This is a genomic window from Sphingobium sp. B11D3D, from assembly GCF_025961755.1.
In the GTDB taxonomy this organism is placed as follows: domain Bacteria; phylum Pseudomonadota; class Alphaproteobacteria; order Sphingomonadales; family Sphingomonadaceae; genus Sphingobium.
The window spans coordinates 1,554,324-1,567,032 of record NZ_JAOQOG010000001.1 but is presented as its reverse complement, the minus strand read 5'-3'; the positions used below and the strand labels follow the sequence as shown (position 1 = coordinate 1,567,032).

The 12,709-nt window shown below is 64.7% G+C and carries 10 protein-coding genes; 6 read left to right on the top strand and 4 right to left on the bottom strand.

What is annotated here, in order from left to right:
- Positions 1-225 precede the first annotated feature (225 nt).
- Positions 226-906 carry a DUF6975 family protein gene (locus tag M2334_RS07360; protein WP_264605125.1) on the top strand — a complete coding sequence of 227 codons (681 nt, stop codon included), beginning with the start codon at positions 226-228 and terminating at the stop codon, positions 904-906.
- 19 nt (positions 907-925) lie between these two features.
- Here M2334_RS07360 and M2334_RS07355 read toward each other — a convergent pair whose 3' ends face one another.
- From M2334_RS07355 to M2334_RS07345, 3 genes are read right to left on the bottom strand one after another with little or no spacing between them, the layout of a single operon-like run.
- The gene (locus M2334_RS07355; protein ID WP_264605124.1) at positions 926-1,801 is read right to left on the bottom strand and encodes an EamA family transporter; all 876 of its coding nucleotides are present in this window, start codon (positions 1,799-1,801) and stop codon (positions 926-928) included.
- A gap of 11 nt (positions 1,802-1,812) precedes the next feature.
- Positions 1,813-3,018, bottom strand: a complete 1,206-nt coding sequence (locus M2334_RS07350; protein WP_264605123.1) for a DUF1343 domain-containing protein — start codon at positions 3,016-3,018, stop codon at positions 1,813-1,815.
- The gene (locus M2334_RS07345; protein WP_264605122.1) at positions 3,015-3,569 is read right to left on the bottom strand and encodes a DOMON-like domain-containing protein; all 555 of its coding nucleotides are present in this window, start codon (positions 3,567-3,569) and stop codon (positions 3,015-3,017) included. The genes M2334_RS07350 and M2334_RS07345 overlap by 4 nt, the downstream gene beginning before the upstream one ends.
- Before the next feature lie 63 nt (positions 3,570-3,632).
- On the opposite strand from M2334_RS07345, the gene tyrS reads away from it, so the two are divergent.
- The 3 genes from tyrS to M2334_RS07330 all read left to right on the top strand — a co-directional run bounded on the left by tyrS (position 3,633) and on the right by M2334_RS07330 (position 5,673).
- Positions 3,633-4,862, top strand: a complete 1,230-nt coding sequence (gene tyrS / locus M2334_RS07340; RefSeq protein WP_264605121.1) for a tyrosine--tRNA ligase — start codon at positions 3,633-3,635, stop codon at positions 4,860-4,862.
- A gap of 96 nt (positions 4,863-4,958) precedes the next feature.
- Positions 4,959-5,285 carry a PilZ domain-containing protein gene (locus M2334_RS07335; RefSeq protein WP_181559932.1) on the top strand — a complete coding sequence of 109 codons (327 nt, stop codon included), beginning with the start codon at positions 4,959-4,961 and terminating at the stop codon, positions 5,283-5,285.
- A gap of 31 nt (positions 5,286-5,316) precedes the next feature.
- Positions 5,317-5,673, top strand: coding sequence for a hypothetical protein (locus tag M2334_RS07330; protein WP_181559933.1), 357 nt, complete (start codon positions 5,317-5,319; stop codon positions 5,671-5,673).
- Positions 5,674-5,676: 3 nt separating this feature from the next.
- Here M2334_RS07330 and recG read toward each other — a convergent pair whose 3' ends face one another.
- Positions 5,677-7,743 (bottom strand): ATP-dependent DNA helicase RecG, encoded by a 2,067-nt coding sequence (recG, locus tag M2334_RS07325; RefSeq protein WP_264605120.1) that lies wholly within the window; start codon positions 7,741-7,743, stop codon positions 5,677-5,679.
- A 97-nt stretch (positions 7,744-7,840) separates the two neighbouring features.
- Between recG and M2334_RS07320 the strand changes: the two genes are divergently transcribed.
- Together M2334_RS07320 and mfd are read left to right on the top strand one after the other, a co-directional pair.
- Positions 7,841-8,107 (top strand): succinate dehydrogenase assembly factor 2, encoded by a 267-nt coding sequence (locus M2334_RS07320; protein ID WP_264605119.1) that lies wholly within the window; start codon positions 7,841-7,843, stop codon positions 8,105-8,107.
- Between the two features lie 189 nt (positions 8,108-8,296).
- Complete coding sequence (gene mfd, locus M2334_RS07315; protein ID WP_264605118.1) at positions 8,297-11,758, top strand: transcription-repair coupling factor; 3,462 nt, start codon at positions 8,297-8,299, stop codon at positions 11,756-11,758.
- Positions 11,759-12,709: the final 951 nt, after the last annotated feature.

Sequence of the window (12,709 nt, the reverse complement as noted above, 5' to 3'; positions counted from 1 at the left end):
GGAGGCGTTGCGCGCTTCCGCCGCCTTTTTCGTGCGCGCAATACCTGCCAGCCGCAAGAACCTTAGCATGCGCCTGCGCGACCTGTGCGGCCGAGCTAATACTCTGAAATAAAACAGGCTCGCGTTGCTTGGTTGGAGCGTTTTCAACATCTTGTTAACTTCCTGCGCGTTACATCGCCCCGGGGAAAATTGCCGGCCCGTCGGTTCGGCATTCTAAGGCTTGATATGGACCCGCGCCCGCTTGATTTCGTTGAGACCGGCCTTTCCGCCCGAGTGCTTGCGCTTGTGGAGAGCGAAGGGTCCGCGACACATTCTTACTGCGCGCCCGTGTTGGCCGGCGAGCGGATATCCTTTGCGCGGCACTCGGCGGACTTTGCGGACTTCATCCACCTTCTCGTCCTGCTCCACGGCCAGATCCCGGGCGTTGTCGATCACGCTGCCGTTCACACAGCAGAGCCGGTCGCCCGCGATTGGCTGATCCGCTCGACCAGCGCCTTTGCCGAAGAACGCGACTATATGCATCGCCTCTGCGCTGCGGCCGGGCCGGTGCCGAGCACGCCGCGCCATAGTGAGGCGACTGCGGCCATCGCCCAGCAAAGCCATGCCATTGAGATGCTTGCCCAGTCGGAACGGCGCGGTTGCGCGCTCGGCACGGCGATCACGCTGGTGCTGGAATGGCAGGCCATCCGCAAGATCCTCGACGTCGGTGCGCTCAGCCTCGGCATTGAGCCGGCCGAAACCACCCTCCCCAGCCAGTCTGACACGGTGGCTCTGCTGGACGACCTTCCCCAGGTCGAGCGCTTCTCGCGTGCCGTGCAATTCGGCGCCGATCAGTTGCTCGTGCAGCATCGCGGCATGTGGAACTTGCTCAATGCCAGGGCTGGCGCGCGACAGAGCAGCCAGTAAGATCGATTGAACGCCGGACTTATGCCGGCATGGCCTTTCTCCTGCTCATCACCGACCCCATGCTGGCCGTCACAACCATCGCGATGCCGGCGAGTTGGATGGCGCTGAGACGTTCGTCCAGCATGAGTAGCCCGGCCAGACCGGCGAAGGCCGGTTCGAGGCTGGCCAGCACCGCAAAGTTACGCGCTGGCAGCCTCGGCAACGCATAAAGCTCCAGCGACAAGGGAATGGCTGCGGACAGGATCGCCACCAGCAGCGCGAGCGGAAGCAAGGCGGGCGCGAAGAGCCCCACCCCGTTCTGCATCATGCCCACCGGTACGACGAGAAGCGCGGCCACGCAGAGCGACAAGGCCGCACCCCCGGCGCCGAATGATGTTGCAACCCTGCGGCCGCACAGGATGTAGCCTGCCCAGCAGGCTGCAGCGATGAGCGCGAACAACAGTCCCACCGGTTCCAGCGCGCCTTTGGCGCCATCGGCACCCACCAGACACCAGATGCCGAGGCCCGCCAGCGCGACCCATAACAAGTGGACGGCACGCTTCGCCATGCAGGCGGCGAGCGTCAGTGGCCCTAGAGACTGGATGGAGATTGCGATGCCCAGCGGCAGATGCGCGATGGCGAGGTAGAAAAAGAGAATAGCCCCCGCAACGCAGGTACCAAGGCTCAGCAGCGCCAGCCAGTCCGGCCGCGCAGGCCACGCCCGCCACGGCCGGACCAACACCAGCAGAATGAGCGCCGCGAACAGGATGCGCAGGGCTGACGCCCCGATCGGCCCGACCGAGGGATATAGTCCCTTGGCGAAAGCTGCCCCGAACTGGAAACAAGCCGTCGAACCAACAACAGCCAGCACCGGCAACAGCGCCAGCCCCGCCGCCGGTTCTGGGCCACCCTTCATCCTCCCACCGCTCAGTAAAGCAGATGGGCCGCGCGGGTCTCCGCCCAGGCACGTTCGTCGGCCCCCGCAAGGCCATCGAGGTCCGCTGGCGTCGCCGCACCATCATCCACCCACTCGCGGAGCAAGGGCGAGCCGTTGATCACGTCTATGGGCAGCTTGCCAAGCTCATACTCATAGGGAAAATCGCGCCAGAGCGGATAGTCTGGGTACAGTGCCCGGATCGCCTTGAAGGCCAGTGCCTGCACCCGCCATGGGCGGAAGGCCTGATGCGCGTAAGCCGGCCCTTCGGCATGGATATGGACGCCGGCGCACAAGGTGCCGACATGCTTGTGAAAGGTCGGCTCGAACCAGCAGTCGCGCAGGGTGCATCCGTCCAGCCAATGCGGGGCCAGCGCCTGCATCTTGCCGATCACCTTGCGCGCATCGATATCCGGCGCGCCGAATAGCTCCAGCGGGCGCGTCGTCCCCCGCCCTTCCGATAGCGTCGCGCCTTCCAGCATGACCGTGCCGGCATAACAGCGGGCCATGTTGAGATTGGGCGCGTTGGGACTTGGATTGACCCAGATGCGCTCAGTGGGCCAGCCGAAGCCCGGCGCCGCCTCGGGCGCGTAGCCCTGCATCGCGATTACGCGATAATCCACGTTCAGACCGAAATGCGCAATGAACCAGTGCCCCAGCTCGCCCATGGTGAGGCCGTGGCGCATGGGCATCGGCCCGGCACCGACGAAGCTCTCCCAGCCTGACCTCAGCGTCAGGCCCTCGATGGGCCGCCCAGCGGGATTGGGCCGGTCCAGCACCCACACGCTCTTGCCAGCCTTTTCCGCTGCTTCGAGCAGATAGAGCAAAGTCGTCACGAAGGTGTAGATGCGACACCCCAAATCCTGCAGGTCGACGAGGAATATGTCGGCCGAGTCCATCATCTGCGCCGTCGGCCGGCGCACCTCGCCATACAGGCTGAACACAGGGATGCCGTGGGCAGGATCGATGAAATCCGGCGATTCCATCATATTGTCCTGCTTGTCGCCCCGCAGGCCGTGCTGCGGCCCCATGGCGGCAGTCAGCCGGATGTCGCCACAGGCCGCGAGCGCGTCGAGCGCATGGGTGAGGTCCGCAGTGACGGAAGCTGGATGTGCCAGCAGACAGATGCGCTGGCCGGCAAACGGTGCACGCAGCGCGGGGTCGGCCAGCAGGCGATCGAGACCGGTGAGAAAGCTCATGCCCGGTCCACTGGCGGAAGCCGCAGCGCGAAGCAATCCCGGTGGTGAAAGTCTGGCCGCCCGGGGGGATGCGCCAATGCCCAATAGCTCAGAGAGCCGTTCGCCTCCTCAATGACCGCGCTGGCGCCGATCGCCCCTGATCGATCCCACACCAGCGCGTCTTCGGGAAGGCGGATGGACAGCGACAGCCGCTCGGCATCTGCCGCCTGCAGGATACGCGGCGCGGGTATCTCGAAAGGCCTCATACCGGTGCGATAATGGTCGAAATGATAGGCCGCGAAGGCGCCGGAGGGCGAGAAATTATACTCGGCATAGGCATCATCGTCCTGCGCCACGAACAGCTCGAAGCAGGTGGTGCGCCATAGCTCATCGGTATGAATGCCTGGTGCGGCCTCGGGCAGACGCAGATCGGCAATCCGGCCCATGGCCACGAAGCCGATCTCCCAACCATGATCGTCGGTCAGCTCAATCTGCATGCCCAGCGCCGCCAGCGCATCGCAGGGCGTATCCGGATGGCAGACCAGAGCGGCGCGGGCCAAAATACTACTCATCCTTCCCATCCCATGCTAAGCGCCCCCGCGTTTCAATAACCCCGCGCTTCCCAAAGGGCGATCATGACAAGCTACAAGTCCGACCTGCTGAACCTGCTCGAAGAGCGGGGCTATATCCACCAGATTACTGACGCAAGCGCGCTGGATGCGCTCGCCGCCAGGCAGGTCGTTCCGGGTTATATCGGCTTTGATCCCACCGCGCCCTCGCTCCATGTCGGCTCGATGGTGCAGATCATGCTGCTGCGTCGCATGCAACAGACCGGCCACAAGCCCATCGTGCTGATGGGTGGTGGGACCGGCAAGGTTGGCGACCCCAGCTTCAAGGATGAAGCGCGCAAGCTGATGACCGTCGAGACGATCAACAGCAACATCGCTTCCATCAAGACGGTGTTCGAGAACTTCCTGACCTTCGGCGATGGTCCCACGGACGCGATCATGGCCGACAATGCCGAGTGGCTAGACGCGCTCGAATATCTGCCGTTCCTGCGGGATTACGGCCAGCACTTCTCGGTCAACCGGATGCTCAGCTTCGATTCGGTCAAGCTGCGGCTGGATCGCGAGCAGTCGCTGAGCTTCCTGGAGTTCAATTACATGATCCTCCAGGCCTATGACTTCCTCGAGCTTTCCCGTCGGGCAGGTTGCCGGCTGCAAATGGGCGGATCGGACCAGTGGGGCAATATCGTCAACGGCATCGAGCTTTCGCGCCGGGTGGATGGCACGGAAGTCTACGGCGTCACCACGCCGCTCATCACCACAGCCGACGGCGGCAAGATGGGCAAGACGATGGCGGGCGCCGTCTGGCTGAACGAGGCGATGCTGCCGCATTTCGACTATTGGCAGTTCTGGCGGAACACCGACGATCGCGATGTCGGGCGGTTCCTGCGCCTGTTCACCGATGTGCCGATGGACGAAATCCGGCGGCTCGAAGCGCTGCAAGGCGCGGAGATCAACGAAGCGAAGAAGATCCTCGCCAATGAGGCTACGGCGCTTTGCCGTGGCCGGGCCGCTGCGGATGGCGCTGCCGAAACCGCCCGCCTCACCTTCGAGCAAGGCGCGGCGGCGGCTGCGGATTTGCCGACCGTCCACGTCTCGGAAGGCAGCATCGCCCTGGTCACGGCCCTCACCCAGGCCGGGCTGGCCGCCTCCAATGGCGAGGCGCGCCGCAAGATTGCCGAAGGCGCCGTCCGCGTCGACGACGAGCCGGTACGCGACGAAAAGCATATGATCGAGATTGGCGGGACGCCGGTGAAGCTCAGCCTCGGCAAGAAGCGGCACGCTCTGCTCAGCCGCTAAGCTGCCGGAGCGGGGCGTTCGCGCCTCGATTACGCCGAGTTTATCAGATGTTTACCGGTGACTGACAGGATCAGACTCCGACTGGGAGTCTGATCCATGACGTTTGCCTTCTCGATGGACGAGCCGCGCCGCTACGAACGGGACGCCGTGGAAAGCCCCGTGCAGATCTGGGGGGGCACCCTCCCGCCATCGCCGGCCGTGCTCATCAACATTTCGCCGAGCGGCTGCATGATCCGCTGCGATCAACTGGTGTCGATCGGCGAAAGCCTCACCATCGATGTGCCGCAGATCGGCATGTTGCGGGGGCGCGCGATCTGGGCGAACAGTGCGCGCCTCGGTGTCGAATTCGAGTCAGCGATCGCGGACAAGGAGTATGACATCATGCTCCTGCGGCTGAAGGGCCCCGATCATCCCGGCCGCTGACCCTCGCGCCAGCCGCGCTGGAGCCTGAACGATGGGCGACGAAGCATGGAGCCGGGCTGTCCGATCCGAGCTGAGTCACAGCCGGCGCCGCGTCGTTTCACGCGACGCCATCTCCTTCCAGACCCATGTATCCCGGCCGCGCGGCACGGACCCCATCGAGGTCGAGCTGATCGACTTTTCGGTCTGGGGATTTCAAGCCCGCTGCGGTTTCGCACGCTTCGAGCGCGGCGAACCGGTCGCCCTTCGCTTGCCGCTCATCACCACGCAGGATGCGCAAATCCGCTGGAGCCTGCGGGGATGCTTTGGCGCGCAATTCCTCCAGCCTATCGATGCGCGGGCCTATCTCGATATTCTGGCACGCATCACCCGGCCACAGACCGACGGCTGACGCTCAGCCGCTGGCGAGCAGACTGATCGCCGCATCGCGCTCGAACAGATAAAGGCACAGCCGCGCGGCCTGTCCGCGCGGGGAGGCCAGCCCGCCATCGCGGTCCATGAGCAGACGGGCATCGTCATGCGCGGCATCCAGCAGCGATTGGATCTGTTCCGGGCTGGCCAGCCGAAAGCGCTGCTCGCCCGATTGGCGCGTACCGAGGATTTCGCCAGCCCCGCGCAATTTCAGATCTTCCTCTGCGATGCGGAAGCCATCATTGGTCTCCCGCATCAGGGCGAGACGCGAGCGCGCTGTCTCGGAGAGGTTGCTCCCGTGCAGCAACATGCAGAAACTGCGCTGATCGCCGCGCCCCACGCGCCCGCGCAACTGGTGCAGCTGCGCAAGGCCGAAGCGCTCCGCCGCTTCCACGATCATCAGCGTGGCATTGGGCACGTCCACGCCGACCTCAATCACCGTCGTCGCCACCAGCAGCTTGAGCTGCCCGCGCGAGAAGGCCTCCATCACCGCGTCCTTCTCCGGGCCGGGCATCTGCCCGTGGACCATGCCGACGACATCCGCGCCGAACCGCGCCTTGAGCATCGCAGCGCGCGCTTCCGCTGCCGCCTCGTCGCCATCCTCGCTTTGCTCGACCAGCGGGCACACCCAATAGGCCTGACGCCCCGCCGCAATATGGCGGCCGAGTGCGGAGACGATATCCTCCAGCCGATCGTCACCGATCACCCGCGTGTCGATGCTCTGGCGGCCCGGCGGCATCTCATCGAGCCTTGAGACGTCCATATCGCCATATTGCGCCAGACAGAGCGTGCGGGGGATCGGGGTTGCCGTCATCACCAGCAGATGCGGCGTGCGCTCGGCCTTGGCGGTCAGCATCAACCGCTGCGACACGCCGAAGCGATGCTGCTCATCGATAACCGCGAGGCCGAGATTGCGATAGGTGACGGCCTCCTGAAAGATCGCATGGGTGCCCACGAGGATGTGGATGCTACCATCGGCCAGCCCCATCAACGTCGACTCGCGTGCCTTGCCCTTGTCCCGCCCGGTCAGGATCGCAACATTCACCGGCAGGCCGGCCAGCATCGCCTGGAGGCTGGCATAATGCTGGCGGGCGAGAATTTCCGTCGGCGCCAGAAAGGTCGCCTGCGCGCCGGCTTCCACCGCATTGAGCAACGCCATCAGCGCCACCAGCGTCTTGCCGGAGCCGACATCGCCTTGCAGCAGCCGGAGCATCGGCACGGCCTGCGCCATGTCGCCCTCGATCTCGGCAGACGCACGACGCTGGGCACCGGTGGGGGCGAATGGCAGGCGCAAGGCGTCGCGCAAGCGCCCGTCCCCGGCCAGGGGAAACCCGCGCCGGCGGCGGGTCGAGGCCCGCAGCAGCATCAGCGCAAGCTGGCTTGCGAACACCTCGTCATAGGCCAGCCGCTCGCGCGCGGCCTTTGCGCCCGGCGTCTCATGCGTGGCCTTGAGCGCCTCCTGCCAGCTCGGCCAGCCCTTGTGGGCGCGCAGCCCTGGCTCGATCCACTCATCCAGAGCCGGCCCGCGCTCGACCGATTGCGCGACAAGATCGCGCAGCCGGCCATTGGTGATGCCGTCCGAAAGACCGTAGACCGGCTCGCAATCGGCAATCTGCCCTGCCTCTTCCACCGGCACAACATGATCGGGGTGGACGATCTGCAACTCGTCCCCGAACTGATCGAGGCGACCGGAAACAAAGCGCGGCTCCCCGAGCGGGAAGAGCTTGCGCGGCCATCCGCTGTTCTTGCCGAAATAGACGATGCTCACCGGATCGCCGGCCATATCCACGGCGCGGATGCGGAACGGCGCCCGTGCCGTGCCCGAGGCGCGATACTCCTGCGCCGTCAGCACCAGCGCGACCATCCGCCCCGTCTCGGCTTCCGCGAGCCGCCGGACGCGCTGCCGCTCGATCCAGCTCACCGGCAAATGGAAGGCAAGGTCGACCACGCGCGTAAGGCCCAGGCGCTCCAGCGGCTTGGCCGAAGCGCTCCCCACGCCCTTGAGCGCCGTGCTTTCCGTGAACAGCGGATTGAGAATATCGGGCCGCATCGCTATCTGCCCTAGTCGAAGCTGGATGGCCGGAAAAGTGCCCGCCGGCCAATCATGATAAATCGCGCACCCGAGCGCCGCGCGAAAAGGACCGGACATGATCGACGAGACCCGCCTGCGCCGCCTCAAATTCCGCGCCTGGCACCGGGGCACGAAGGAAGCGGATCTGATGATCGGCGGGTTCTTCGATGCCCACGCCGCGAGCTTCACGCAGAAACAAGCCGATCTGTTCGAGGCGCTGCTCGAGGAAGAGGATGTCGACATCATGGCCTGGGCCATCGGCACTCTTCCCTGCCCCGCGCGTTACGAAGGCGCGATGATGGAGGCGATGCGCAGGCTTGATTATGTCCCGATTGCGAAGTGATCCCTCCCCTTTCTTGACCCTCCCAACCTCCGTGCGGTTCGAGCGTAGTCGAGAACCAGCGGGCCAACGCCAATCCCAAAGCGCTACCCGTGTCTCGACTTCAGCCTCTGGCTGAAGTTTATCCTTAGCGCCCGCCCTGCGGGCAGTCGAAGGGCTCGACACGAACGGAAGGCAGAGTCGAACACACTAATGACCGACATATCCCGCATCCTCTCGGCCAAGGCGCCGCTCACCCTGTCCGGCGTGCCTGCGGGGTTCCTGCCGGTTCTGCTGGCGGACCTCGCCCGCGCGGCGAAGGAGCGCGCCTGCTTCATCGCCGCCGACGGCCAGATGGCGGACGCGATAGCGCAGACCGTGCATTATTTCGCGCCAGAGCTGGAGGTGGTGAGCATCCCGGCCTGGGATTGCCTGCCCTACGACCGCGCTTCCCCTTCGCTGCGCGCCGCATCCGAGCGGCTGGCTGGTCTGCACGCCTTGCAGGGCAAGCCCAACGGCCCCCAGCTGGTCATCACCACCGTCAATGCGGTCACGCAGAAGACGCTCACGCCCTTTCGCATCCGCCAGATGGTTGCGCGCCTGGCTCCGAACGAGCGGATCGCCATCGACCGGCTGGTCAGCCTGCTCCAATCCAACGGCTATGTCCGCACGGATACGGTGCATGATGCCGGCGAATATGCCGTGCGCGGCGGCATCGTCGACCTCTATCCCTCCGGCGAGCCCGGCCCGCTGAGGCTCGACTTCTTCGGCGACGAGATCGAGACGCTGCGTCGGTTCGATCCCGCGACCCAGCGCACCACCGGGGCGGTCGATGGCTTCATGCTCTTGCCCGCCTCCGAGGCGCTGCTCGATGAGGAGAGCATTAAGCGCTTCCGCAGCCGCTACCGCGAGATGTTCGGCGCGACCGCCACGGGCGATCCGCTGTATCAGGCGGTGAGCGACGGGCGGCGTCTGGCCGGCATGGAGCATTGGCTGCCGCTGTTCGAGGACCGGCTCGTCCCGCTCGCCGAGCATCTGCCGGAGGGAACGGTGTGGATTCGCGAGGCCGGCACTGCTGGCGCGGCCGAGGCCCGCTTCGAGGCGATCCGGGATTATCACGCCAATCGCACGACCGCCGCGGCGGCCTCGCCGGGCAGCTATCGCCCGCTGCAGCCGGATCAGCTCTATCTGACTGCCGATCAGTGGGCGCAAGATATCGAGGCGCTGCCGATCCACCTCACCTCCAGCTTCCACGAGCCCGAGAGCGCCCATGTGCTCCATTTCGGCGTGGACAGCGCCCGCGACTTCGCGCCGGAGCGGGCGCAGGGCGGCAATGTCTATGAGGCGGTGGCCAAGCATCTGGAGCAAAGCCAGCGCAAGGGCCGCAAGCGCATCATCGCCAGCTACTCCATCGGCGCGCGCGAGCGACTGAAGGGCTTGCTTGAAGATCATGGCGTGCGCGGCGTTACGCTGGTCGATAGCTGGCAGGAAGCGCTCGGCGCCCCCACCGGCCGCGTCGCGCTGGCCGTGCTGCCGCTCGATCACGGCTTTGCCAATGCCGAATTGGAAGTGCTGACTGAGCAGGACATGCTCGGCGATCGTCTGGTGCGGCGTCAGAAGCGGCGCAAGAGCGCGGATGCCTTCCTGGCGGAACTCGCCACGCTCACGCCTGGCGATCTCGTAGTCCATGTCGATCATGGCATCGGGCGCTATGAGGGCCTGACCTCGATCCCGGTCGGCAAATCGCCGCATGACTGCGTGGCGCTGGCTTATGCCGGCGGCGACAAGCTCTACGTGCCAGTCGAGAATCTCGACGTGCTCTCCCGCTACGGTTCGGGCGAGGACGCGGTCGCGCTGGACAAGCTCGGCGGCGAGGCCTGGCAACGCCGCAAGGCGCGGATGAAGGAGCGCATCCGGGAGATCGCCGGAGAGTTGCTTGCCACTGCTGCGCAACGGGCCCTGCGGGCTGCGCCTGCCTATGAGGCGGAGAGCGCCGGCTATCCCGCCTTCGTCGACCGCTTCCCCTATGAGGAAACGGAAGATCAGGATCGCGCGATCAGCGATGTGCTTGACGATTTGGCCGCCGGCAAGCCGATGGACCGGCTGGTTTGCGGCGACGTGGGCTTCGGCAAGACGGAGGTCGCGCTGCGCGCTGCCTTCGTTGCGGCGATGGCCGGGGCGCAGGTCGCGCTCATCTGCCCGACCACCCTGCTTGCGCGCCAGCATCGCCTCAATTTCGAGGAGCGGTTCCGCGGCTTCCCGCTCAAGGTCGGGCGCCTCTCCCGCCTTGTCGGAACCACCGAGACCAAAGCGACCAAGGACGGCTTGGCCGACGGCACCATCGACATCGTGATCGGCACCCATGCCCTGCTGACCAAGGGGCTGGAGTTCAAGCGGCTCGGGCTGGTGATCGTGGATGAGGAGCAGCGCTTTGGCGTCGTTCACAAGGAGCGGCTCAAGCAGCTCAAGGCGGACGTCCACGTCCTCACCCTCACCGCAACGCCGATTCCGCGTACCCTGCAAATGGCGATGAGCGGCCTGCGCGAACTGTCCGTCATCCAGACACCGCCTGTGGATCGCCTCGCCGTGCGCACCTATGTCATGCCCTGGGACGACGTGGTGCTTCGCGAGGCGCTGCTGCGCGAGCATTATCGCGGCGGCCAGACCTATTTCGTCGTGCCGCGCATTTCGGACATGCCGGACATGGAGGATTTTCTCCGCGAAAAGGTGCCCGAAGTGCGCGCCATTTCCGCCCATGGCCAGATGTCGGCCAGCGAGGTCGAGGAGCGCATGTCCGCTTTCTACGAGCGCAAATATGATGTGCTGCTCTCGACGACCATCGTGGAATCCGGTCTCGATATTCCGAGCGCCAACACCATCATCATCCATCGCGCCGACCGTTTCGGCCTCGCCCAGCTCTACCAGCTGCGCGGCCGCGTGGGCAGATCCAAGACGCGCGCCTATGCCTATATGACGACCCCGGCCGACCGGTTGACGACGGAGACGGCCGAAAAGCGGCTGAAAGTCCTGTCCGATCTCGATACGCTGGGCGCCGGCTTCCAGCTTGCCAGCCATGATCTCGACATTCGCGGCGCGGGCAATCTCGTCGGCGACGAGCAGAGCGGCCACATCAAGGAGGTTGGCTTCGAGCTTTACCAGTCGATGCTGGAAGAGGCGATCATGGAAGCCAAGGCCGGCGGCGCCGCGCTCGCCCCCGCGCCGGACAAATCCTCGCCGCAGATCAATGTCGAGGCGCCGATCATGATCCCGGAGGATTATGTGCCGGATCTCGACCTGCGCATGGGCCTCTACCGCCGCATCAACGAGCTGGAGGACAAGGGCGCCATCGAGGCCTTCGCCGCCGAGTTGATCGACCGCTTCGGCCCGCTACCGGACCCCACCCAGAATCTGCTGACGCTGATCGACGTGAAGCTCAATTGCCGCAAGGCGGGCATCGCCAAGATCGACATCGGCCCACGTGGCGCGCTGGTGAGCTTCCAGAACGACCAGTGCCGCAATCTTCCGGGCCTGATCGGCTACGTCCAGAAGCTCGGCGCCATCGCCAAGCTGCGGCCCGACAGCAAGCTGGTGATCCAGCGCGCCTGGGGTGATCCCAGGGCACGGTTGAATGGGGCGCTCAAGCTGAGCCAGGGGTTGGCGAAGAGTATTGGTTGAGGGGTGGATTACCGCGACAGCGCGCGATGTGGGTATGTGTTGGCACGACGCCGTAGGGTCGGAAGCAGAGAATCCGGATTGTCAGCTTTCCATCGCCCTGAAGAGCCATCATGGCTCATATCGATAGAAACTGCCCGCCTCCGAAAAGCTGTGGCAACCGGCCTTCTTCAACCTTCACCGTTCCTGCTGAGTAGGATCTGAGGTGCGCAGCAGGCGCGTATCGAAGGGCCGTCTCGAAGCATCCCAGTGCACGGGCCGGCCCTTCGATACGCCGCTTCGACAAGCTCAGCAGCGACTGAGGACGAACGGAGGGAGCGCCCACAATGGCGTCGCGCCTCATCAGTCCGCATTCAACACCATGGTCGGACCACAGCCGTAGCCGCTTTGAAGCGGTGACGAAGGATAGACGAGCGGCCAGTTTGGGCGTGGGAAGCAGACATTGACCATTTCAATCGATGCGTGGAAAATCGGTGTAAGATGAAGCGCTGGTCAGACCTATCACCAACCGCACGAACTGGCATGGGTATAGTAGCGCTGGTGGCGATACCGCTTTGGATCGGGCAAGCATGGTTGATGGGCCTTTTTAGCTTGTCAACTGAGCGATCACTAGAAGGGGCACCGCCGGCTTTTGAGCAAACGACCAGCAGCGATGTCGAAAGCCTGAGCTTCTGTTTGGGAAAGAACTACAGTGGTCGATTGGCACTGGCCCATGTCCGTTCACCCTCCTCACCGGCTAAAGCTTTGCGGTACAGGAACAGGTCGCAGCATATCGTAGTGGATGTTTTTCCTTCGGGGGATCGAACGAGCGTTAGGTTATACAAGCTGAATGGTCGGGCGTTGGCTGCAATCCATCGCAAGGCTGTGCAGAGTTGCATTCCAGAAAACAATTTCCCTGCTGCGGGCGACCCTCGGAACCGGAATTTCTACGCAAAGTGAATGTCCGCAACGGCG

Bases quoted from the DNA above. Each gene is read 5' to 3' on its own strand.
- M2334_RS07360 (WP_264605125.1), top strand. From the start codon at position 226: ATGGACCCGCGCCCGCTTGATTTCGTTGAGACCGGCCTTTCCGCCCGA.
- M2334_RS07355 (WP_264605124.1), bottom strand. From the start codon at position 1,801: ATGAAGGGTGGCCCAGAACCGGCGGCGGGGCTGGCGCTGTTGCCGGTG.
- M2334_RS07350 (WP_264605123.1), bottom strand. From the start codon at position 3,018: ATGAGCTTTCTCACCGGTCTCGATCGCCTGCTGGCCGACCCCGCGCTG.
- M2334_RS07345 (WP_264605122.1), bottom strand. From the start codon at position 3,569: ATGAGTAGTATTTTGGCCCGCGCCGCTCTGGTCTGCCATCCGGATACG.
- tyrS (WP_264605121.1), top strand. From the start codon at position 3,633: ATGACAAGCTACAAGTCCGACCTGCTGAACCTGCTCGAAGAGCGGGGC.
- M2334_RS07335 (WP_181559932.1), top strand. From the start codon at position 4,959: ATGACGTTTGCCTTCTCGATGGACGAGCCGCGCCGCTACGAACGGGAC.
- M2334_RS07330 (WP_181559933.1), top strand. From the start codon at position 5,317: ATGGGCGACGAAGCATGGAGCCGGGCTGTCCGATCCGAGCTGAGTCAC.
- recG (WP_264605120.1), bottom strand. From the start codon at position 7,743: ATGCGGCCCGATATTCTCAATCCGCTGTTCACGGAAAGCACGGCGCTC.
- M2334_RS07320 (WP_264605119.1), top strand. From the start codon at position 7,841: ATGATCGACGAGACCCGCCTGCGCCGCCTCAAATTCCGCGCCTGGCAC.
- mfd (WP_264605118.1), top strand. From the start codon at position 8,297: ATGACCGACATATCCCGCATCCTCTCGGCCAAGGCGCCGCTCACCCTG.